This window comes from Pseudenhygromyxa sp. WMMC2535, assembly GCF_011083025.2.
In genome coordinates this window covers 7,585,150-7,607,710 of record NZ_JABJWV010000001.1, presented here as the reverse complement: position 1 = coordinate 7,607,710, position 22,561 = coordinate 7,585,150, and the positions used below count along the sequence as shown (strand labels likewise).

Annotated in this window: 15 protein-coding genes and 1 tRNA gene; 6 read left to right on the top strand and 10 right to left on the bottom strand. The window is 70.9% G+C overall.

The window, feature by feature from the left end:
- Positions 1-5: 5 nt before the first annotated feature.
- Complete coding sequence (locus tag G6O69_RS29530; RefSeq protein ID WP_172306817.1) at positions 6-875, top strand: hypothetical protein; 870 nt, start codon at positions 6-8, stop codon at positions 873-875.
- On the opposite strand, the gene G6O69_RS29525 is transcribed toward G6O69_RS29530, so the two are convergent.
- The 5 genes from G6O69_RS29525 to G6O69_RS29505 form a co-directional block, all read right to left on the bottom strand.
- On the bottom strand, positions 872-1,561 hold the full coding sequence (locus G6O69_RS29525; protein ID WP_172306816.1) for a siderophore-interacting protein: 690 nt from the start codon (positions 1,559-1,561) through the stop codon (positions 872-874). The two genes, G6O69_RS29530 and G6O69_RS29525, sit on opposite strands and share 4 nt — an antisense overlap.
- 6 nt (positions 1,562-1,567) lie before the next feature.
- Positions 1,568-3,298, bottom strand: a complete 1,731-nt coding sequence (locus tag G6O69_RS29520) for an ABC transporter ATP-binding protein (RefSeq protein WP_172306815.1) — start codon at positions 3,296-3,298, stop codon at positions 1,568-1,570.
- On the bottom strand, positions 3,295-5,121 hold the full coding sequence (locus tag G6O69_RS29515; RefSeq protein ID WP_172306814.1) for an ABC transporter ATP-binding protein: 1,827 nt from the start codon (positions 5,119-5,121) through the stop codon (positions 3,295-3,297). Before G6O69_RS29515 ends, G6O69_RS29520 begins: the two co-directional genes overlap by 4 nt.
- Before the next feature lie 264 nt (positions 5,122-5,385).
- Positions 5,386-5,469: transfer RNA gene (locus G6O69_RS29510), tRNA-Leu, on the bottom strand.
- A gap of 104 nt (positions 5,470-5,573) precedes the next feature.
- Positions 5,574-6,776 (bottom strand): serine/threonine-protein kinase, encoded by a 1,203-nt coding sequence (locus G6O69_RS29505; protein ID WP_172306813.1) that lies wholly within the window; start codon positions 6,774-6,776, stop codon positions 5,574-5,576.
- Positions 6,777-6,882: 106 nt separating this feature from the next.
- Between G6O69_RS29505 and G6O69_RS29495 the strand changes: the two genes are divergently transcribed.
- Entirely contained in the window at positions 6,883-8,880 is a 1,998-nt protein-coding gene (locus tag G6O69_RS29495) for a serine/threonine-protein kinase (protein ID WP_172306812.1), read from the top strand.
- Positions 8,881-8,942: 62 nt separating this feature from the next.
- Positions 8,943-10,058 (top strand): Holliday junction branch migration DNA helicase RuvB, encoded by a 1,116-nt coding sequence (gene ruvB, locus G6O69_RS29490; protein WP_172306811.1) that lies wholly within the window; start codon positions 8,943-8,945, stop codon positions 10,056-10,058.
- Between the two features lie 102 nt (positions 10,059-10,160).
- Here ruvB and lipA read toward each other — a convergent pair whose 3' ends face one another.
- Complete coding sequence (gene lipA, locus G6O69_RS29485) at positions 10,161-11,123, bottom strand: lipoyl synthase (protein ID WP_172306810.1); 963 nt, start codon at positions 11,121-11,123, stop codon at positions 10,161-10,163.
- Between the two features lie 9 nt (positions 11,124-11,132).
- Positions 11,133-12,389, bottom strand: a complete 1,257-nt coding sequence (amrB, locus tag G6O69_RS29480; RefSeq protein WP_217909937.1) for an AmmeMemoRadiSam system protein B — start codon at positions 12,387-12,389, stop codon at positions 11,133-11,135.
- Positions 12,390-12,435: 46 nt separating this feature from the next.
- Here amrB and G6O69_RS29475 point away from each other — a divergent pair, with 46 nt between their 5' ends.
- Complete coding sequence (locus tag G6O69_RS29475; RefSeq protein ID WP_172306808.1) at positions 12,436-13,689, top strand: hypothetical protein; 1,254 nt, start codon at positions 12,436-12,438, stop codon at positions 13,687-13,689.
- 239 nt (positions 13,690-13,928) lie between these two features.
- Here the strand turns inward: G6O69_RS29475 and G6O69_RS29470 are convergent, their stop codons facing one another.
- From G6O69_RS29470 to G6O69_RS29460, 3 genes are all read right to left on the bottom strand, one after another.
- The gene (locus G6O69_RS29470; RefSeq protein WP_176397149.1) at positions 13,929-15,455 is read right to left on the bottom strand and encodes a hypothetical protein; all 1,527 of its coding nucleotides are present in this window, start codon (positions 15,453-15,455) and stop codon (positions 13,929-13,931) included.
- 201 nt (positions 15,456-15,656) lie between these two features.
- Positions 15,657-16,724 carry a hypothetical protein gene (locus tag G6O69_RS29465; RefSeq protein ID WP_176397148.1) on the bottom strand — a complete coding sequence of 356 codons (1,068 nt, stop codon included), beginning with the start codon at positions 16,722-16,724 and terminating at the stop codon, positions 15,657-15,659.
- 531 nt (positions 16,725-17,255) lie between these two features.
- Positions 17,256-19,346, bottom strand: a complete 2,091-nt coding sequence (locus G6O69_RS29460) for a serine/threonine-protein kinase (RefSeq protein ID WP_172306805.1) — start codon at positions 19,344-19,346, stop codon at positions 17,256-17,258.
- Positions 19,347-19,356: 10 nt separating this feature from the next.
- Between G6O69_RS29460 and G6O69_RS29455 the strand changes: the two genes are divergently transcribed.
- Together G6O69_RS29455 and queA are read left to right on the top strand one after the other, a co-directional pair.
- On the top strand, positions 19,357-21,357 hold the full coding sequence (locus tag G6O69_RS29455) for a hypothetical protein (RefSeq protein ID WP_172306804.1): 2,001 nt from the start codon (positions 19,357-19,359) through the stop codon (positions 21,355-21,357).
- Positions 21,358-21,414: 57 nt separating this feature from the next.
- The gene (gene queA, locus G6O69_RS29450) at positions 21,415-22,515 is read left to right on the top strand and encodes a tRNA preQ1(34) S-adenosylmethionine ribosyltransferase-isomerase QueA (protein ID WP_172306803.1); all 1,101 of its coding nucleotides are present in this window, start codon (positions 21,415-21,417) and stop codon (positions 22,513-22,515) included.
- Positions 22,516-22,561: the final 46 nt, after the last annotated feature.

The following is a 22,561-nucleotide window of genomic DNA, read 5'->3' as shown; positions in this document are numbered from 1 at the left end:
CTGCCATGGCCCGCCCAGACCCGACTTCGACCCCGACCTCCACGCGCGTGGCCGCGACCCGCGGCGCTCGCTGGGCCTTCGCGGGCTTGCTGCTGAGCTCGGCCTGCGTGTTCGGCTACCGCGGCGAGCAGGGCTTCTCCGACGAGGCCAGCCTCTCGGGGGTCGACACGGTGCGGATCGAGGTCCCGCCCACGCAGCTGTCCCTGGTCGGGGACCCGGGGCGAACCTTCATCGACTGGCGGGGCAGCTTCAGCACCCTGGGCGGCACACCCAAGGACGCGCTGGCCCAGGCTGGGGGCGCGCAGATGGTCTGGGAGACCTGGGAGCGCATCGCCCGGCTGTCCGTCGACATACCCGCGGAGCTCCGCGAGATCACGGTCCTCGACGAGCTGCGCATCGAGAGCGCCAGTTATCTGGATCACGAGATCGTCGGCACCGGGGACGTGTTCGTGACCAGCGTCGACGCCTTCTTGTCGGTCACGCTCGAGGGCGGCAACGTCGAGGTCCTCGGGGGCGCCGAGCAGATCGTGATCGATACCGGCCGCGGCGACGTCACCCTGTCCACGGCCGCGCCCGTGGACGTGCGCTCGGGCGAGGGCCGCGTCGACATCGAGTCCGAGGCCAACAGCGACATCATCGTCGAGACCGCTGGCGAGGTGAGCATCGCCCTGTCGAGCTCCTCGAGCCTCGACATCGAGATCGCGGACGCCGGAGCGATCCTCATCGACCTCGACGACGTCGCGCACATGGGCTCGGGCAGCTTTCGCCGGGTCACGGGGACGGGGGCAGCCACGGTCCAGGTGCGGGCCGGGGGCGGGCGCGTGGACCTGAGCATGCTGGCCAGCATCAACACGGACACCGACACGGGCTCCTAGAGACCGCGTTTGTTGTCGGCCCAGTAGGGCTCGACGCGGAGCTGCCGAGGGGGAAATTTCTGCGCTTTGAGCACCTGGCGAAGCCGCTGGATGGTCTGGGCGTGGCCGGAGAGGTAGAGCGCCGCGCCGGGATCGGGCGGGTTCGCCTCGAGCCAGGCGACGAGCGCGTCGCCACGCTCGCGCCCGTCTCGCGGCAGGATCCGCGTGCTCGAGGCGGCCGCCTCGGCGCAGTCCGTGTCCGCCTCGAGGTAGGCGTGAAAGCCCTCGAGCTGCGCGCCCAGCCACTCGGCCAGGCCCAGGCAGGTCTCGTCCCCGAGCAGGAGGTGCGCGGCGCTCTCGGGGTCGACGCGGAGCTTGCCCGATCCGGGGCCGAGCAGGCTGGCCGTGTCGCCGACCGCGAGGCCCTCGGCCCAGGCCGAGCCGGGTCCGCGGCCGTGGAGATGAAAGAGCACGTCGAGGCTGCCGCGCTCGGGATCCACGGCCGCGGGCGTGTAGTGGCGGAAGCTGCGGGGATCGACGTGAAATTCGACCACGGTGTTGGGGGCCACGGGGGCGCCGATCAGCGCAGGGCCCTGGAAGCGGACGCGCTTGAATTGCGCGGCCGGGCAGCTGGTGGCGATCACGGACACGGGCTTTCCAAACAGCCGGGACATGGTCCCGGCGAGCATCTGTGGCAGCTCGGGCATGGATCTTCACGCTCCAGTCTTCACGTTCCAGGCTGCGCTTTGTTGCTGTGTGGCCCACAGCTCGGCGTAGAGGCCGTCTTCGCCGAGCAGCGATTCGTGGGTGCCCTGCTCGACGACGCGGCCGGCGTCGAGCACGAGGATCTGATCGGCGTCCTGCACGGTCCACAGTCGGTGGGCGATGACGATCACCGTGCGCCCGCGGGTCAGGGCGGCGATCGCCTGCTGGATCTCGCGCTCTTCGTGGACGTCGACGCTGGCCGTGGCCTCGTCGAGGATGAGGATCGGCGCGTCGGCGACCACGGCCCGGGCGATCGACAGGCGTTGGCGCTGACCGCCGGACAGGTCGGCGCCCCCCGGGCCGAGGATCGTGTCGTAGCCGTGGGGGAGGGCCATGATGAAGTCGTGGGCGTGGGCAGCCTTGGCCGCCTGAATCACCTCTTCCATGCTGGCGTCGGCGCGCCCGAGGCGGAGGTTGTCGAGCACGCTCTCTTGAAAGAGCACCACGTCCTGAAAGACCGTGGCGATGGTGCTGGTGAGCGCGCGCAGGGGGAGCGCGCGGATGTCGACGCCGCCCAGGCGGATGGCGCCTTGCTCGACGTCCCACAGCCGCGAGAGCAGGTGGGCCAGGGTCGACTTGCCCGAGCCGGAGGGGCCGACCAGCGCGGTGATCTTGCCCTCCGGGAAGCGCACGGACACGTCGTGGAGCGCGGGCGTCTGCGCGTAGGCGAAGCTCACCTCCGCGACCTCGAGGGTGCGCGAGCGCGGGAGCTCGCCGCCGTCGACGTCGGGTTGCTCGGGCTGGGCGAAGAGCTGGCGCATGCGCTCGAGGGTCCGGCCAGCGTGGCGCGAGGCCGTCAGGTAGAGCACGAGCTCGGAGAGCGTGCGCGTGAAGTGGACGCTGAGTATGGCCACGAGCAAAAAACGCGCTGGCGGGAGGCCGTCGCCGACCCAGGCGGAGCCCGCCCAGAGCACCAGGCTGAAGCCCAGGTGGACGAGCAGGCCGAAGGTGAGCACGGCGGGGGCCGGGGCGAGCTCGACGCGCATCTGCTGGCGCTCGAGGGTCTCGAGCTTGCCCTCGATGCGCGCGCGGTAGCTGTCCGTGGCGCCCAGGGAGCGCAGGGTCTCGATGCCGCCGATGTACTCGACGAGGGCGTCGAGGACGGCGCGGCGATCCGCGAAGAGCTGGTCGCCCGCGCGGTTGAGCCGGCGGTAGCTCCAGGGGATGGCGAGCAGGGCGAGGGGAACGGGGGCGAGGACGACGGCGGCCAGGCGCCAGTCGGCGACGAGGAGCACGGCCGCGAGCGCCGCTGGCAGGGCGATGTTGGCGACGACGAGCCCCCAGGAGTGGGTCGCAACCTCGCTGTAGAGCGCGAACTCGTCGGTCAGCACCGCGCTCGTGCTGCCCAGCCTGCGCTTGGACCAAAAGCCCATCGGCAGGCGGCGCAGGTGATCGGCGAGGCGCAGGCGCGTGGCCGCGACCAGGTTGTAGGTGGCCGTGAAATTGTTGTTCGAGCCGATCGCCTTGAAGACGTAGGTGCCGAGCAGCAAGGCGACCAAAACGGCGACCAGGGCCGGGAGGTCGAGCGTGTCGACCTGGCCGGCGAAGATCCGGTCGAGGGCGAAGAAGGCGACGAGCACCGGCGCGGCCTCCAAGATCGCGCCGAGGGAGGCAAAGATGATCCCTCGCCGGAGCCGAGGTTCGCGGATCCCCGCGAGGTCGAAGCCAAAGTCGATCACGAGAGCACCTGCTTTGCGTTCGTGGGCGCGGCCGCGTGGATTCGCCAGCGCCCGGCCGCTTCCTGGGCCGTCCACATGCGCTGATAGAGCGGGCAGCGCTCGACCAGCTCGCGGTGGCTGCCCTGGTCGACGAGGCGGCCGGCGTCGAGGACCACGATCCGATCGGCCGTGGCCACGGTCCGCAGGCGGTGGGCGATGACCACCACCGTGCGGCCATGAAGGAGCGCGCCGAGGGCCTGCTGGACGGCGCGCTCACTGTGCGCGTCGAGCTTGGCGGTGACCTCGTCGAGGACGACCACGGGGGTGTCTCGCAGCAGCGCGCGGGCGATCGCCACGCGCTGGGCCTCGCCCCCGGACAAGCTCGCGCCGCGCTCGCCCACGAGGGTGTCCCAGCCGCGGGGGAGCTGCTCGATCATTGGCAGCAGCGCGGCGGCGCGGGCGACCTGCTCGAGCTCGGCGTCGCTGGCCGCGGGCCGGGCGAGGCGGAGGTTGTCGCGCAGCGTGCCGTGGAAGAGGTGCGCTTGCTGGGCGATGACCGTGATCAATTCGCGGCGCTGCGCCGCGGACAGCGTGGCGATCTCGACGTCGCCGATGCTCGCTCGCCCCTCGCTCGGCCGTCGCGTGCCGGCGATCAGCTGGGCGAGGGTCGTCTTGCCCGCCCCCGACGGCCCGACGATCGCGGTGATCGAGCCCGCGGGCGCGGTGAAGGACAGGTCCTGGAGCGCCGGCCCGCGGTCGGTCGCGTAGCTGAAGCTCAGGTGCTCGAAGCGCAGCTCGGTCGACTCGGGCTGCTTTTCGAGGGTGGTATCGAGGGTGGTCTCGAGGCTGATCTCCTGCGTGGCCTCGGGATCGAAGGCCGGGGCGCCCTCGCGGTCGATCTCCGGGGCCTCGAGCAGGCTCTGGATCCGAGCCCAGCGGACCTTGTTCATCTGGAGGTCGCTGAACAAGAACAGCAGCTTGAGCAGCGCCGCGGTCAGGCCGAAGCCGAGCAGCAAGAAGAGCACCAGGTCGGGGCGCGAGAGCTCGCCGGCGCGGTGCAGGGCCACGCCCACCGGCAAGACGACGACCAGGTTCGACGACAGCAGCGTAAAAAAGGCCATGTAGCCGATCGCCGTGCGCCGGGTCATGCTGGTCGCCAGGTCGCGGATGGCCAGCACGCTGCCGCGGACCCGAGACATCGAGCTGGCGTCGCGGTCGTGGGCCTTGAGCACGACGATCCCCCGGAAGAATTCGAGGATGGCCACGTTCGCGCGGCGCTCTGCTGCGTGCCAGGCCGACATCTGCTCGCCCACGTCGCGCATGGAGATCGCCATGATCAACACGGCGAGGGGCAGCAGGGCGACGCTGGCCACGGCCATGCGCCAGTCCACGGTCAGCAGCACGATGACGCCGGCCAGGGGCACGAGCAGGGCGGAGGCGAGCTCCGTGAGCTGGTGCGCGACGACGTTCTCGAGCGCGTCGATGTCCTCGACGAGGGCCTTCTTCAGGTCGCCCGGCGACTTGCGCTCGAGGACGCCCAGGGGGATCTTGGCGAGCTTGGCGATCATGCGCTCACGCAGGCCGCGCAAGACCCGGAAGGCGACGGCGTGGGAGATCACGAGGGAGCCTCCTGTGAGCAGGTAGCGAGCGGTGACGGCCGCGAAGGCGAGGGCGGCGAGGCTCGTGAGGCCGGCGAGGGCAGGGGGGTCTGCGAACACGCGCAGGGCGGCCAGGTAGACCAGGGCGTGGGGGACCAGCTCGAGCAACGAGGCGAGGATCGCCAGGAGCACGCTCGTCAGGAGGAGGCCACGGTGTGGGCGCAGAGACTGGATCAGCGTTCTCATCGGAGCATCGAGGGCTTTCGATAGAATTGAAAAGCAAATTCATTAAGCGCGCGAAGTCGAGCTTCCGCAATATGTTTTTGAAATTTAATTTCATTATCGTGCGATGAGAAACAGGCACCAAGGCGCACCTGGAGCCCAAGCGCAGGCGAGCTCCAAGTCGCCCATGCGACCCAGGCCCGTGCTGGCGGGGACCCTGGAGGTCCTGGCCGCGCCGAGCTGATCAAAAGAAAGGAGCCCAGGCGACCGTGGTCACCTGGGCTCTCGTACCAGAGGCCGGACTCGAACCGGCATGGAGTCACCCCCGGCGGATTTTGAGTCCGCTGCGTCTACCGATTTCGCCACTCTGGCGTGGGGGCGAGGATTTAACACGGCGCCGAGGGGGGCGCAAGCGGCTCCGCGGGCCGGCACTGGAGCCCGGCCCGAATCCCTGGGCTCCGGTCTGGATCGGTCGCTCAGGCCTGCGGGTAGGACAGCTGGAGCGTGAAGCCGCCGAGGCTCAGGACGTCGCCGGGCTGGATCGCGCAGCGGGCCGCGACCGAGGCGCCGTTGACGGTCACCGGTCGGCCCTCGACCGCGCGAAATTCGGCGGGCTTGGGCGGCCCCGCCCACTCGATCAGCCCCCAGACCTCGTCGTCCCCGTCGAGGCGCAGGCGCAGGTCCAGGCCGAGGCCAAAGCCCACGCGGTGGCTGCCGGGAGGGACCATGCGATAGGCCACGGCGCCCTGGGGATCGCTGACGCGCATGGTCACGACGGGGGCCTGGCCGAGGACGTGGTGGAGGATCCACCCGAGGGAGTTGGCGAGGGCGCCGGCGTTTTGCGGCCGGTCCTCGGGACGCTTGGCCAGGCAGGCGTCGAGCAGGGCCACGAGATCCTCGGGGGCGTCCTTGCAGGCCGCGTGCTGGTTGAGGGGCGTGGGGGTCTCGCGGGCGTGGACGCCCATCCAGGCCACGGGGTCGTCGGCGTGGGTGCGGACCACGTCGCTGCGCGAGCGATCGGGGAAGAAAGGGCTGTGACCGGTGAGCAGCTCGTAGAGGATGACCGCCAGGGAGTAGATGTCGGCGGCGGGGCTGAGCGTGGAGCTGTAGGCCTGCTCTGGCGGGGCGTACTGCGGGGTGCCCACGAGCACGTGCTGGGTGGTCACGTTGTCGCCGGCCAGGGCGTGCTCGCCAAAGCCGCGGGCCGAGGCGAAGTCGATGATCTTGAGGTTGCCGTCGGGCTCGACCCAGAGGTTGCCGGGCTTGAGGTCGCGGTGGACGACGCCGCGGTTGTGGACCTCGGCCAGACCCAGGCAGGCCTGGTGGATCAGGCCGGCCGCCTGAGCGATGCCCATGGGTCGGTCGAAGTCGTGCCAGTGGTCGAGGCGAGCGCCCTCGAGCGCCTCGAGGACGATGTACCAGTGGTCGTCTGCGCCCATGCCCGAGCCGAACACTCGGGTGACGTGGTTGTTTGTCAGCTCCTCGAGGACCGTGATCTCGCGCATCGCCCGGCGCGCGCTCTCTTGATCGCGCACGGGGTCGAGGGAGATGCGAACGGCCACTTCGTGGTCGTAGCCCTCGGCCTTGCAGCGGTAGACCCAAGACGCGTCGTATTTGCGGACGACGGACAGGATCTCGAAGGATTCGTAGCGATCACCAGGATTGAGCTGAAGCGCCATCTCGCGCACGCTAGCCTGTCCCTTGGTAGGTGGACAAGGCCCGGCGGGGTCCAGGTGGACGCGGCCGGTTAGGCAGCGGATACTCCGGAGGTAGGGCGAGCGCGCAGTGGGAGATCAAAAACTCCATCCCGACCTCGAGGCCTTGGTCGGTCGATTGATTCACGATCGCTACCAAGTCGAGGCGTCGATCGGCGCAGGGGGCATGGGAGCCGTGTTTCGAGCGCGTCACACCGGCCTCGATCGGCCCGTGGCGATCAAGGTCCTGCACCCCGAGGTCGGCCGCGATCCAGGGATCTCCAAGCGCTTCGATCGTGAGGCGACGGCCGCCTCGCGCCTCGATCACCCCAACTGCGTGCGGGTCACCGACTTCGGCACGCTCGAGGGCGGGGGCAAGTACCTCGTCATGGAATTCCTCGAGGGCGAGGAGCTCACCGATCAGCTGACGGGCGCCTGGCCGGCCGGCCGGGCGGTGGCGCTCATCGACCAGGTTCTGCTCGGTCTCGAGCACGCGCACCACTTCGGCATCGTCCACCGCGATCTCAAGCCCGAGAACATCTACCTCACGCGTGACTTTCGTGGCGACGAGGTCGTGAAGCTCGTCGACTTCGGCATCGCCAAGCTGCTCGACGGCGAGGGCATGCACGAGAAGCTCACCCGCGCGGGCGTGGTGTTTGGGACGCCGCGCTACATGTCGCCCGAGCAGGCCAGCGGCGGGAAGATCGACGAGCGCACGGACCTCTACGCCGTGGGCTTGATCCTCTACGAACTCCTCGCCGGGCGGCCGCCCTTCGTGGCCGACGAGACCGCGCAGCTGCTGCGCATGCAGATCCTCGCGCCGCCGCCTCCGCTGCCCGAGTCCGTCCCGCCAGCCTTGGCCAAGATCGTCGAGCGGCTGCTCGCCAAGTCCAAGGCGGAGCGCTACGCGAGCGCCAGCGAGGTCCGGGGGGATCTCGCCGCGCTCGGACCGGATCTACTTGCCGGAGCCGGAGCCGTCGGGGGCGCAGCTGCGGTCGCGGGCGGAGCGGTCGTGGGCGGAGCAGTCGCGGGCGCAGCTGGTGCGGCGTCAGCTCCAGGCGTGGCGGCTGCGCCAGGCGTGACGTCACCGCTCCCGGCTCGGGATGTGGTCGCCACCGGGCCACTGCGCACGGGCGGCTTCGCCACCGCGGGGATGAGCGAGCAGGGCAGCGCCGGCGCCCGCTGGGAGCCCGCGGGCTCGGGGCAGGGGGCGACTGGTCCGCTGCTTCCGGGGAGTCCGGAGGCCGACGCCAGCGCGGCGGTGACTCGCCCCGACATGCTCATGCCCCCGAGTGGTTCGGCCACGGGCAGGGTGGCCGAGCCGTCGGCGTCGACGCGGCCCGACATGCAATTTCGCCCCGGCGCCTCGAACCCGGGGATGACCGACCCGGCCGCGCTGACGCGCCCCGACATGTTCTTTCGCGCGAGCGGATCGGGCTCGGGCGGGCAGGTGGATCCGGCCGCGCTGACGCGCCCCGACATGCCGATCGCCGCGCGCTCGTCCACGCCGGGCGCGCCCATGATCGACCTCCACGCGGCCGTGACTCGGCCGGACATGCCGCGCAACCCCGACGCGCCCACGGGCGCCGCCGCCGAGTCCAGCTCCAAGCTGGTCCCGCGCGCGGGCACGGGCGCCGTGATGGTCGCCGGCGATCTCGGCGCGCAGCCGCAGGCGCGCGAGAAAGACCGCCCCTTTCCGGCCTGGCTGCCCTGGGTGTTTGGCGGCGCCGTGTTCATGATGCTCCTCGTGGTGATCCTCGGGGTCCTGGCCGCGGAGGGCCCCGGCGAGGAGCTTGGCGCAGACGAGGCCGGCGAGGAGCTCGAGCAGGGCAGCGAGGACACCGAGGTCTCCGTCTTCGCCGGTGAAGGCGACCTGCCCCTGGCCGAGGTGGGCGGGGAGGAGGGCGGGGGAGATGCGCAGGAGGATCCCGCGTCCTCCGAGTTCGCCTCGCCCGAGTCCGAAGAGGACGCCAAGGCGCGCGAGGAGGCGGCCAAGCACGAGGCGAAGAAGCGCAAGAAGGCCCACAAAAAAGGGCACAAGAAGGACGATAAAAAAGACGACAAGAAGAACGACAAGAAGGGCGGCTGAGGGCGCCGCGCCCGATTGTCGGGCCTCGCTCGGATTTTGCGGGGCTGCTATGGTCCCGACCCATGGCGCGGGTCCGCCACGACGACGACGACGAGATTGACGCGCGGGGCGCGGTCCAACGGGCCTCCGTGGGCCTCGTCGATCGGGGTCAGCGCGACGAGGACCTCGGCGCCAACTTGGCCCTGCGTCCGCGCAGCTTCGACGAGTACATTGGCCAGCGCGCCCTGGTCGGAAAGCTGCGGATCTACGTGCAGGCGGCCAAGCAGCGCGCCGAGCCCCTGGATCACGTGCTGCTCCACGGCCCCCCTGGCCTGGGCAAGACCACCCTCGCGCAGATCATCGCCCACGAGATGGGCGTGGTCCTGCACACCACCTCGGGCCCGGCGATCGAGCACAAGGGCGTGCTCGCCGGGCTGCTCACCGGCCTGGGCGATGGCGAGCTCCTGTTCATCGACGAGGTTCACCGCATGAGCCCGACCGTGGAGGAGAGCCTCTACTCGGCCATGGAAGACCGACGGATCGACATCCCCGTGGGCGAGGGCAGCGCGGCGATCACCCACTCGATCACCCTGGCGCCCTTCACCCTGGTCGGGGCGACCACGCGCACGGCCCTGCTCTCGGCCCCGCTGCGCGATCGCTTCCACATCGTCGAGGGTCTCGACTTCTACGCTGACGAGGACCTCGCGGCGATCGTCGAGCGCAGCGCGGCGCTGCTCGGGCTGCCGGCCAGCCCCGAGGGCGCCCTGGAGATCGGCCGACGCAGCCGCGGGACCCCGCGCATCGCCAACCGCCTCACCCGCCGCGTCCGCGACTTCTCCCAGGTCGAGGGCCACGAGCGCATCTCTCGTGAGGACGCCGCGCGCTTCCTGGGCGCGCTCGAGGTCGACGAGCAGGGCCTCAACGCCGTGGACAGGCGGATCATCGAGACCATGTTCGATCTGTTCGAGGGCGGCCCCGTCGGGGTCGAGGCCCTCGCGGCCAGCGTGGGCATGCCTCGGGACACGATCGAGGACGTCCACGAGCCCTTCTTGCTGCAGCGCGGCTTCTTGGTCCGCACGCCGCGTGGGCGGATGACCACGGCCAAGGCGGCCAAGCACCTCGGGATCGCGGACCCCCACGTCCGGGGGCGCAGGCGCGGGCGCAAGCTCGACGACGAGGGCGGCCCGAGCCTGTTTTGAGGGCGGCCCGAGCAGCTGCGAGCGCGAGCCGAGCAGCCGCGAGAGCAGGTCGGGTCGTCTCGAAGGCCTCGCTGCCGAGGCGAGCTCGAAGCTTGGCCGCGCTCAGCTCAAGCTTGCGAAGCCCACGCGCCCGTAGTCGTCGAGGGCCTGCATGCGCTGGATGAGCTCGGCCTGGCCCTCGGCGTGGTAGCTGCTGCGGACCAGCGGCCCGGCCTCGATGTGGACCACGCCCGCCTCGCGGGCGAACTCGGCGAGGGCCGCGAACTCGTCGGGGTGGACGTAGCGCGCGACGCCGAGGTGCTTCTTGCTGGGCTGGAGGTACTGGCCCAAAGTCAGGATCGTCAGCCCGAGCTCGCCGAGCTGAGAGATGACCTCGCGGACCTCGTCGAGGGTCTCGCCGAGGCCGAGCATCAGCCCGGTCTTGGTCAGGGCACCGGCCGCGCGGGCGTGGCGGAGCACGTCGTAGCTGCGGTCGTAGCGGGCCTGGACGCGGACCTCGCGGCTGAGCCGGGGCACGGTCTCGAGGTTGTGGGCGAAGACGTCGGGGTTGGCGGCGAGGACCGTGTCGACGTCGGCGAGCTTGCCCTTGAAGTCGGGGACGAGCACCTCGATGGTCATCCACGGGGCGAGGCGGTGGCAGGCCTCGAGGGTCGCCGCCCAGACCCCGGCGCCGCCGTCTTTGAGATCGTCACGATCGACGCTGGTGATCACCGTGTGGTTGAGCTCGAGCTCCGCGAGGATCGTGGCCACGCGGTTGGGCTCTTCTTCGTCGACGGGCAGCGGGCGCCCGGTGGCGACGTCGCAGAAGCGACACGAGCGCGTGCAGATGTCGCCGAGGATCATGATCGTCAGCGCCTTGTTGTTCCAACACTCGCCGATGTTGGGGCAGCTGGCGCTCTGGCAGACGGTGTGCAGCTTCAGCTCGCCCACGCGCCGGCGCAGCTCGGCGTAGTCCTTTCCGCCGGGCATGGGCACCCGCAGCCAGTCCGGGTGACGTCGACGACGCGGAGACTCGGCGCTCGCGGGGGCGCCCTCGGCACCGAGGATCGGGAGGCGAGTGGTCACGGGGCCTAGTTAGCACACCTGCTGGGCCCGCACGGCGAGCGCGGCCGCGCCGATCCAGCCTGGGCGGTCCCCTGGCGCCTCGAGGACCTGGTAGTCGATCAAGGACGCGCGGGCGTCGAGGGGCAGGAGCTCGGCCAAGGTGGCGAGGGCCGCGGCGCCGCTGGGCCAGCGCGCCGAGGGGCGCTCCATGCAGCGGCGGACCAGCTCCCCGGGGCGGCCGTCCAGCAAGGGCGCGAGGATCGCTCGATCCTCGGCTTCGACGGCCTCGCGCGCAGGCAGCTCCGGGTGGCCAAAAGCCGGCCCGATGTGGCTGAGCTCCGCCGCCGTCCACCACAGCACCTCGCCGGCTGCGGTCGCCGGGCCGAGCAGGGTCTCCAGCGCGCCGACGAGCTCGTCGGCCTGGTCCCGCCCATCGCGGGTGGTCAGCCGGGTCTGGCCGCAGGCGATCGGCAACACGGGCGGGCAGCGCTCGCCCCACAGCGCGCGCAGCAGCAGGGTCGTCCACTCGAGGGGGTCGCTGGCGCGCAGGCGGATCTGCTCGCGGAGCAGCCAGGGCACGCGCTCGTCGAGGGCCGCGAGCAGCTCGAGGTCGGCCGGCACGAGGCCGAGGGGCGTGACCCAGTCCTTGTCGGCGCTGGCGTAGGGCAGCAGCCCTGGGCTGTGGTCGGTGGCGAGGATCACCACCCGGCGGTAGCGCGCGGGATCTGGGAGCAGGCCGAGCAGGCGACGCAGGCCGTCGGCGACCAGGGGGGGAGGCTGGTGGGGCGTGACGATCGCCAGGGGGGGTGCATCAGCCGAAGCCTCGGCGCTCGGTGCCTCCTGTCCGGGCAAGGCGGGCGCGAGCCAGCGCGCGAGGGCCCCGGGATCCTCGGGGTAGAGCAGCCCCGCGCGCCTGGGCAGGCGCTGCTCCTGATCCAGGAAGTCGTCGTGGGCCACGGACCAGCGCGCCCGGAAGTGCTCGTCGTCGAGCAGCCCGGCCTCGGCGAGGTCCTCGACGAAGAGCTGGAGATCCTCGGCGTCGACCTCGAGCACACCGCGCATCATCAGTGACTGGCGGATCTGCGCCAGGCTCCGCTGGCCGTCGAGGGCGTCGAGCACCGGCGTGAACTCGGCGTCCACGGCAAAGGGCTCGCACAGCTCCAGGGGATCGCGGAGCACGAGCAGCTGCTCGTCGTCACGATCGAGGCGATAGCGCTCGAGGCGGCGCAGCTTGGGCCGGTCCATCCCCATGCCGCCACGATGCCAGGGCCGTCTCGCGGCGTCCACTGGCAGCGGACCCACAGACACAGGCGAGGGCGGGGAGGAACGACGTATGATGTCGCCGGTGCTCGTCGGCCTCGGCACGATCTTGCTCTTCTTCTGGTCGCCGCCGGGAGGGTCCCAGGGATCGGAAACCAACGAGGCGATCGCCGGGCCGATCGCCGTGGAGTGGCGGGGAGCCGAGCCGGTAGATCCTGACCTTCGTGCCGATCTTCGTCAGGCCATCGCGTCGGTCGACGGCCGCCCGCCGGCGGCGGTCTCGGATCAGGCCGTGCGCCGCGCTCGGGTCGCGGTCTCGCGCGAGCTACCCGCGACGGTCCGCGACCGGGCGAGGGCCCTGCGCGAGCGCCTGGATCTCGCCCATGAGGACTATCTGGCGGGGCGCTACGCCGCGGCCCGGGCTGCGCTGGCCGAGGCGCGCGTGGAGGTCGATGCCCACCCGGAGCTCCCCGGCGCGGCCGCCTCGGCCCGGGAGGCCGCGCTGCTCGAGGCCCTGGTCGGGCGGGCGCTGGGCGACGAGGCCCTGGTCGACGCCGGGCTCTCGGCGGCGTTGCGCCTGGATCCACAGGCCCAGCTCTCGTCGCGGCGGGCGCCCCCGGTGATCGTCGAGCGCTACGCGAGCTTGCAGCAGGCGCTGCTCGAGGCCCGGGCGCGAGGCGAGTGGAGCGAGGCCGACGCGGCGCTGGCCGAGGCCGTGGCCAGCCAGGCGATCGAGGTCGAGATCGACGGGGTGGCGGGCCTGCGACCGGTGCCGCCCGGGGAGCACTTCGTGCTCGTGCTCCGCGAGGGTCACGTGCCCGTGGCCGAGCTGCGCGAGCTCGACGCGCCGTGGACCCCCGTGGACTCGCCAGAGCGGGTTTTGGCGAAGGATCCCGAGGGCTTGGGGGAATTCGAGGGGCTGTGCGAGATCCTCGAGCTCTCGCTCTTGGTGGTCGCCGAACAACGCGATGGCCGCGTTGGGCTCCAGGGCTACCGCTGCGGGCAGGGCTTTGGGGCGCGCTGGATCGGGGCGCGGGTGCAGCTCGGCGAGGGCGCGGAGGCGGTGCTGGGCGGGCCCTTCGAGGAGGGGGAGGCGAGCCTGGGGGAGGTCTGGCCGAGCCCGGTGGCGGCGGTGATCGAGGTGCCTGCGCCGGTCGTGCCGGATCAGCCGCAGGAGCCGCGACCGTGGTACCGCAAGGGGTGGATCTGGGGCGCCGGGGTGGGGGCGGCGGCGTTGATCGCTGGAGGGATCGCCGCGGGGGTACTGCTGGGCGGCGCGGGGCGGAGCGGGCCGCCGGTGGAGATCGACGCTGGCGACTTTTTGTGAGCCGCGCGGCCCGGGTTGTCCACATTGGTGGATAGCCGAGGGGGCCAGGGCGGTGGAAGGCCGGGGAATGCGGTTTGGTGGGGTTTTGCGGGGGGATGGCGGGGATTGGGGCTGTGGATAAGCTGGCGTGGGATGGGGAAGGGGTAAAGATGTCCACAGCTGTGGATAGCGAAGCGGCGAGCTGGCGCGGCCTGGGGGCCGGGCGCCTGCTCGCCGCTGGGGGTGCCGGGGCGGGAGGGTTAGTTGGCTACGTCGGCGCCGACGAAGGTGGGCTGGCCGTCGATGTTGACGCGGAGGTCGCCGTCGATGTCGGTGAGCGGGTCGCCGGTGGTCCAGGTGGCGAAGGTGGAGATGGCGTCGAAGACCTCGGTGGGGGTGCCGGTGAGGTGTAGGTCGCCGGTTGTGGTGTTCACGAACCACGTCGAGTCCTCGCCGAAAGCTTCGGGGGCGTTGGCTTCGAGGAAGAGCCCTTCGGTCTCGACGTTGGCGCAGTCGAGTTCGGGGGCGGAACCTTCGGTGAGGATGATGGAGTTGCGGACCGAGCCGGAGGATCCTCCATCACAGTCGATGCCGATGGAGTCGATACTGGGGCCGGTGACGATGGTCGAGTAGCCGATGTCGAGAGTGCCACCGGCGACGTCGATGGCGGAGAGACTTTCATTTTGGCTGACGAAAGTGTTCCGCAGCATGAGGTGACCCTGGTTCGCCAGGATTGCAATGTCACCAGTATTGGAGATGATGGAGTTCGTCACGTAAGCCTCTCCGCTGAGGGCGACGGAGAGCGCAGAGGTCGTCGACGAACGGAAGTCGATGCCGTGGGCATAGACGATGCTGCTGTCGGTCGCCCGCAGAGAGGACGTCGAGGCGTTGCGCCACTCGGGGGTCTCTTCTGGAGCTGCGATGAAGGCGATCCTGGCTCCAGTGTCGATGGTGATTGACTCGTTGTATGGACCTGCCGCGTGCAGGATGACGACTCCCTCGCCGCCACCGAGCTGGTCTGCAGCCTCCTCGAGGGTGCAAAAGGGGGTGTCCTCGCTCCCATCCCCGCTGACACAAGCCGCGTCCCCATCGACATGGAGCGCATCCCCAGCAAAGCACGTCCCCGCGTCGTCCCCCTCGAGCCGACAAGCGCTCCCCGGGCACTGCTCGTGCATGGAGCAGGGCACACAGGTGTTGTCCACGCAGGCAGGGGTGGACTCGTCGCAAGCGCTGGCATCAGCCTCGGTGCACACCATACAAGCCCCGCTGTCGGCATCACAGGCCGGCGTATCGGGGAATTCGTCCGCGCAAGAGCTGGCCTCCGCCACATCGCAAGCCACACAGACACCGTCCTCACAAAAGGGCGTCCCTGCGTCACACTCGCTGCTATCCACGCACGAGGGACCCGTGGTGTCGGTCTCGCCCGTGGTGTCGGTCTCACCAGTGGTGTCGGTCTCACCCGTGGTGTCGGTGTCGGTGTCGGTGTCGTCGTCGCTGGTGGTGTCGTCTTCGCCGTCACACAGGCCGCCGGCCTCGCCCTCGCAGTACCAGCACTCGTTGGGGGGCTGCTCTTGCATGCAGCCATCCTCTTCGGTGACGGTGTCCGCGCAGGAGCCGTCCGTACAAAAGGCGGTCTCCCAGTCGGGGTGCCTGGCCTGGCAAAAGGCGTCGCCGTCGTTGTTGTAGCAGTGGTCCGGGTTGGGCTCGACGCAGCCCGAGGTCGTGCTGGAGAGCATCACCCCGGAGGCAAAACCAAGGCTCAAGATTGCGAGTCTCTGCGGACGCATGGTTCGATTCTCGGCTTAGGTTCGGCGAGCGTCAAGCATTGGCGCGCGCTCGAGGCCGGCCGGGGGGAGGGTTATCGCAGGGTATCGCGGCGTACATGCGGCTGACGGCCAGGTTTGGGGCGTAGGTCACTCGACGGTGCCGTTCCGGGTTTCTTCGGGGGCCGCGTCGAGGGCGATCTTTGCTGTAGGGCCTCGAGGTCGCTAGTCGGCTACGTCGGCGCCGACGAAGGTGGGCTGGCCGTCGACGTTGACGCGGAGGTCGCCGTCGATGTCGGTGAGCGGGTCGCCGGTGGTCCAGGTGGCGAAGGTGGAGATGGCGTCGAAGACCTCGGTGGGGTTGCCGGTGAGGTGTAGGTCGCCGATTGTGGTGTTCACGAACCACGTCGAGTCTTCGCCGAAGGCCTCGGGAGCGTTGGCTTCGAGGAAGAGCCCTTCGGTCTCGACGTTGGCGCAGTCGAGTTCGGGGGCGGAGCCTGCGGTGAGGATGATGGAGTTGCGGACCGAGCCCGAGGACCCTCCATCACAATCGATACCGATGGCGTTGATGCTGAGGCCGGTGACGATGGTCGAGTAGCCGATGTCGAGAGTTCCACCGGCGACGTCGATGGCGGAGAGACTTTCATTTTGGCTGACGAAAGTGTTCCGCAGCATGAGGTGACCCTGGTTCGCCAGGATTGCAATGTCACCAGTATTGGAGATGATGGAGTTCGTCACGTAAGCCTCTCCGCTGAGGGCTGCGGAGAGCGCAGAGGTCGTCGACGAACGGAAGTCGATGCCGTGGGCGTAGACGATGCTGCTGTCGGTCGCCCGAAGAGAGGACGTCGAGGCGTTGCGCCACTCTGGAGCCTCACCAGAAGCCGCGATGAAGGCGATCCTGGCTCCAGTGTCGATGGTGATTGACTCGTTGTATGGACCTGCCGCGTGCAGGATGACGACTCCCTCACCGCCACCGATCTGGTCGGCAGCCTCCTCGAGGGTGCAAAAGGGGGTGTCCTCGCTCCCATCCCCGCTCACACAAGCCGCGTCCCCATCGACATGGAGGGCGTCCCCGGCAAAGCACGTCCCCGTGTCGTCCCCCTCGAGCTGACAGGCGCTCCCCGGGCACTGCTCATGCATGGAACAGGGCACGCAGGTGTTGTCCACGCAGGCAGGCGTCGACCCACCGCAAGCACTTGCATCAGCCTCGGTGCACACCAGACAAGCCCCGCTGTCGGCATCGCAGGCCGGCGTATCGGGGAATTCGTCTGCGCAGGAGCTGGCAACAGCCACATCACAACCCACACAGACACCGTCTTCGCAGAAGGGTGTCCCCACGTCACACCCACTACTATCCACACAAGACGGCCCCGTCTCGCTCTCCTCCGTCTCCGTCTCCACCCCCGTCTCCGTCCCAGTCTCCTCACTACCCCCAACCCCCGTCTCCGTCTCCGTCCCCATCCCCTCCGACTCACAAGACCCATCGAGCCCATCCTCGCAGTACCCACACCCAGCCGGAGGCAGCCCATCCAAGCAACCATCCTCGCTATGCGTGAAGCAAGACCCCTTCAGACAGCGCGCCTGCTCCCAATCGGGATGCTGCGCGCGACAAAACCCATCCCCGCCGCGCTCATCACAGCGAGGGAGCTTGCGATACGAACAGCCCAAGGGCGCGCTCGAAGACAGACCGATGACAAAGCCGAGCGAGAGGAGGGCGACTCTGGGATTGGACATGCGCCCACTCTCCAGCCTCCACACCCGAGGAGCAAGGACCAGAAAAGCCCGCCAGAGCGCGAGAAGGGACGCTCTGGCGGCCCGCAGACGCTACTCGACGACGACCTTGCGCGTCCGCCCGGCCTTGATCAGGACCGTCTGCGAGTACAGCCGGCGCGCCTCCCCGCAGACGTCGGCCAGGCAGCGGACCTCGAGCTTGTGCTTGCCCTCGCGGACGGCCAGATCGCTCAGCGGCGTGGCGCCGAGCTGCTCGCCGTCGACCCAGACCTCGGCCCAGGCCACCCCGGGCGCGAGGACCGTCAGCCGTCCGTCTTCGAGGGGATCGAGGGTCAGGGCGAGGCTGCGCTGCCCCGGATCGAGGGCGTCGAGATCGAGGGAGAAGGTCTCGTCGCGGTAGTCCGCGTGGCGTAGCTCCAGGCGCAGCGCGGGCGCGTCGGGGCGCAGCTGGACCACATAGGGCGGGCCCTCGATGGGGCGGCCGTCGAGCGAGAGCGCCGCGTCCTCGGGGGTGGGCTCGATGCTCAGGTCGATGGCCGCGGGGGCTGCCGTGGGCTCGGGCTCGTCGAGGGGCGCGTCTTCTTCGGCGAAGGGCGCTGTGCTGCGCTCGGGATCCGTGGCTTGCGCGGTGCTGCGCTCGGGCGCGGCGGGATCGACCTTCGTGGGCCGATCACCCGAGCGCAGGGCGAAGGCGAGGGCGATCAGGCCGGCGACGAGGATCGCGACAATGACGAGCGGCGCCTTGGTCTTGCCGCCGGGTGCAGAGCGCCTGGCCGCTGGCGTGGGCGCGCTGTCCTCGAGCGGCCCGGCGGCGTCGAGGACCGCGTCGATGGGCGCCTCGGCGGAGGGCAGCGTGCCCACGGCGGGGAAGGAGCCAGTGGCGACCTCGAGATCCGGCTGCGTCGATCCGCGGCCCTCCGGGGGCTCGGAAAAAGCTCGTGGCGCTGGCCCAGAGAGGGACGTCTTGGAGCTCGCTGCGCGAGATGGCTGACCCGCTTCATCGGATCCGTCGTGGCTGCCGGACTGGGCGCTGCCGGATTGGGCGCTGCCGGACTCGGAGTTGGACTGGGCGCTACCGGACTGAGGGCTATCGGGTTCGGAGCTGTTGGATTGGGCGCTGCCAGATTGGGCGCTTCCGGGCAGGGGCGCGTCTTCTTCGGCGCCAGGCAGCAGGCGCGTGGCGAAGGTCTGGAGCGTCTGCTTGGTCGCCGGCGTGTCTTGCCCGTCGCCCCCGAGCCCCGGCTCGTCCCAGCCATCGGGGAAGCGCTCGCGGAGCATGGCCGCGAGGTCCAAGGTGCCGAAGGCGGGGGCGTGCTCGGCGAGGATCGGCGCGAGCGCCCGCAAGAACGCGCCGGCGTCGGGGAAGCGGTCCTCCGGCGAGAGGGCCAGGGCGCGCTCGATGGCCGCGCGCAGGTCCGCCGGCAGCCCCGGTCGGGCGTCCAGGGTCGGGCGCATCCACACGCCCTCGCTGGGGAAGGCCCGGCGGTTGGTGAGCAGCTCGTAGAGCACGCAGCCCACGCTGAACACGTCGGCCCGGGGATCCACGGCGCCGCCGCGGGCCTGCTCGGGGGCCATGTAGCCCACGGATCCAGCCGCCCCGCGGACCTCGGCGTCGACGGCCTTGGCGATGCCGAAGTCGACGATCTGCACGCGCCCGCTGCGGTCGAGGAGCACGTTGCGCGGGGTGATGTCGCGGTGCACCAGGGGCGCGCGGCCGTGCTCGCGGCTGTGGGCGTAGGCCAGGCCGTCGAGGATCTCGCGGGTGATGTAGAGGGCCGCGCCCAGGCCGAGGAAGTCCCCCGCGCGCAGCATGGCGTCGACGAGGACGGCCACGGACGGCCCGTCGACCCAGCCCATGGCGGTGTAGAGGCTGCCGTCCTCGGCCCGGCCGAGCTCGTAGATCGGCGCGATGTTGGGGTGGCTCAGGGCCACGGCGGTCTTGGCCTCCGCGGCGAAGAGCTCGACGAAGTGGGGATCGTCGGCGAGTTCGCTGCGAATCGTCTTGAGCACCAGGCGCTTTTCGAAGCCCAGCTCCCCCGGCAAGCGCGCGAGGAACACCTCACCCATGCCACCGCGGCCCAACAGCCGGATGAGCTCGTACTTGCCTAGCTGGCGGTCCAGCTGTCGAGGTGGTCGCGTCTGCACCAACCCGGTCATGGAGGCGCCCAGGAGCGATGATACCATGGGGCCTCGGATGCCCCGCCCGCAGGCCGCGCTGCTCTCGCTCCCCGTGATTGCGGCGCTCGTCGTGGCGTTGGCATCATGTGCCGAGGAGCTCCCGGTCCGCGTGCTGGCGCTGCGGGGCTGCGAGCTCGATCAAACCTTCAGCGGGCTCCGAGTCCAGGTCGTGGGCGACTTCCCGGCGGGTGGGGGGCAGGCGCTCCTGCTCGGCCCAGACGAGGCCGGCAGCCTGGCCGAACTGCGGGAGGACGCCCAGGGGCTGACGGTCGAGGGTCTCTTTGGGGCCTCGGTGAGCGCTGTCGGTCGCAGCTACGGCGTGGACGTGGGGCTGGCGCGCGGCCGGGCGGACGCGCTCGAGGACGGGCAGGCGGCCCTGGTCGTCTACTTCTCGCCCCCGGATACGGCCTGCGCTGCCGAGGGCGCGCCCACGGGGCGCAGCGAGGTGGCCATCGCCGAGGGCAGGCGAGGGGACGTCTTGCTCGCCGGCGGTCGGGCGGGGCTCGACGGCCCGGCCATCGACGAGCTGGTGCACGTGGATCTGCTCACCGGCGAGGTCCGCGTGCTCGAGCAGCGCCTGCCGGCCGCGCGTGTGGGCGCGGCTCTGCTCCCCCTCGTTGGCCGGCGCTTCGCGTTGATCAGCGGCGCCGAGTCGGGGGCCGTGTTCTCGTCGTGGACGCCGATCGAGGTCGCGGGCGAGGGGCAGGTGGGCGAGGCGCGGGGGCTGGCGATCCACGGCGAGCCCATGGCCACGGCCTACGCGGCCTCGGCGACGTCTCCGGTGGACGGCCGCACTCTCCTCGTCGGCGGCTGCACCAGCGTGACCGGAGACGATCGCTGCGTGCCCGCGAGCGCGCTGCTCTCGACGGCCTGGGTCGACGTCGAGGACGGCGAGCTCGCCCTCGATCACGGCCCGGCTCTGGCCGCGCCCCGCTTTGGCGCCACGCTGCGCTTCTCGGCCGACGGCGTGGCCTACCTGGTCGGTGGCTACGACGCCGAGGGGGCGCCCGCGCTGGGCCTGGAGCGCGTGGTCCCGGGCGGCGCCTGGGAGACGGTCCACACCCTGCCCGAGGACCTCGAGCCCGAGGGCCTGGCCGTGCTCGCGGGGGAGCTGGTGCTGATCAGCACCCTCGAGGGGACGCTGCGCTACTGGTCGCCTGGGGGATCCGGGGTGCTGTCGAGCGACGCGTGGGCGCCGGCGCTCGGCCCCAGCGTCGCGCCGCGGCCGATGCTCGCGCTGCCTGGAGAGCGGGTGATCGCCGACGGCTGGCTGTTCGCGCCCGGATCGGCCGCCGCGGATCCCAGCGACGAGCGCGTGCGCTTCGAGCTGCCCGGCCGCGCCGACGCGGCGCTGCTGCCTCTGCTGGATGGCAGCGTGCTGATCGCGGGCGGCGTCCATGGATCGGGCGAGGCCGTGGGCGAGGTGGTCGAGCCGAGCTTGCTGCGCCTGCGCCCAGCCCTGGACGGACCCGACGAGGGGCACCCGGATCTCGGCTCGGGCGCGGCCTTCGTGGTCAGTCCGCCGGGCGCGGGGCTCATGGGCGCCGACGGCCTGCGCCTCGACGGCCTGGCCCAGCCCAGCGGCGGCCTGCCCCTGGTCCATGGCCACCTGCGAGGTTTTCGCAGCGCCGGCGTGCGCCTCGATTTTTCGCTCTCCACCGAGGGCGCGGGCACGCGGGCGTGGCTGCTCGTCTCCCAGGGCAGCCTCGCGAGCGTGGGCGTGTCGCTCCTGGGCGAGCTCGTCGTCCGCCAGCGCCTCGCCGACGGCTCCCTGCGGGACCTCGACTGCGCCGCGGCCCAGAGCTCGAGCGCGTCCTCGCTGGTGCTCGAGATCGACGACGAAGGGCGCAGGTTGATCGTCAGCACCGAGGATGGACGAGGCGAGCTCCAGCGCCTGGTCGACTGCGAGCTCGGCGAGGACGCCTGGCCGCAGCCCGAGGCGGGGCTGGCCCTGGGCTTTGGCGCGCAGGGGACGGGGAGCGTGCGCGTCTCGAACCTGCGCTTGGCGCGGCTTTGACGATGCGTGCGCCGCTCGCGGCTTTCGAGCGCCCCCGACGGTTGTAGAGTCCCCCGGATGTTCTCCCCCGAGGACTACGACTTCGAGCTCCCCGCCGCTCAGATCGCCCAAGAGCCCGCCGCGCGCCGCCGCGACGCGCGTCTGCTCGGGCTCACGGACGCGTCGCCTCGGCACCTGCGGATCGATGCGCTGCCCGAGCTCCTGGCCGAGCACGAAGCCGCCGGTCGCGGCCGGCCGCTGGTGGTGATCAACGACTCGCGGGTGGTCCCCGCGCGGGTGCACCTGCGCCGCCTCGTGCCGGCGGACGCCCTCGAGCCGGGGAGGCGCTTCGAGCTGTTGATCGTCGCGCCCGCGCCGATCGGGCCAGGGGGGCGGGTGAGCGCGTGGGTGCGCGGCGCCAAGAAGCTGCGCGTGGATGATCGTCTGGGCCTGAGGGGCGCGGACGGGCAGCCGAGCTTGATCGTGCGCTACCTCGGCCGTGATGAAGACGGCCCGGACTCCCGGGCGTGCCTGTTCGAGGTCGAGGCGGGCGAGCTGATCGCGGCCCTCGAGGACGCGGGGGAGCTGCCTTTGCCGCCCTATATCGCCCGCCCCGAGGGACCCACGCCGGCGGATCGCCAGCGCTACCAGACCGTCTTTGCCCGGGCCAAGGGATCTGTCGCCGCGCCCACGGCTGGGCTGCACCTCGATGAAGCGCTGCTCGCGTCCTTGGACCTCGCGCCGATCACCTTGCACGTGGGCCCGGGGACCTTCCTGCCCATGGACGCCGCCGATGTCCGGGATCACCGGGTTGGCGCCGAGCGCTATGAGATCTCGGCGGCCAGCGCGGCCAAGATCGAGGATGCGCGCGCGCAGGGGCGGCCGATCCTCGCGGTTGGAACCACGGCCACGCGCACCCTCGAGTCCGTGGCTGCGCGCCACGAGGGCAGGATCGTCGCGGAGCAGGGGATTACGCAGCTGGTGATCACGCCTGGTCATCGCTTTGCCGTGGTCGACTTGTTGCTGACGAATTTTCACCTGCCGCGCTCGAGCTTGCTGATGTTGGTGTGCAGCTTTGCGGGTCGCGAGCGGGTGCTCGCGGCCTATGCCGAAGCTGTGGCGCAGGGCTATCGTTTCTATAGCTACGGCGACTGCATGCTGGCCAGTCGGGCCCAGTAACCCTGCGCAGCGCGGAGGCGCTGATCCGCGTGGTGGCCCACTGACG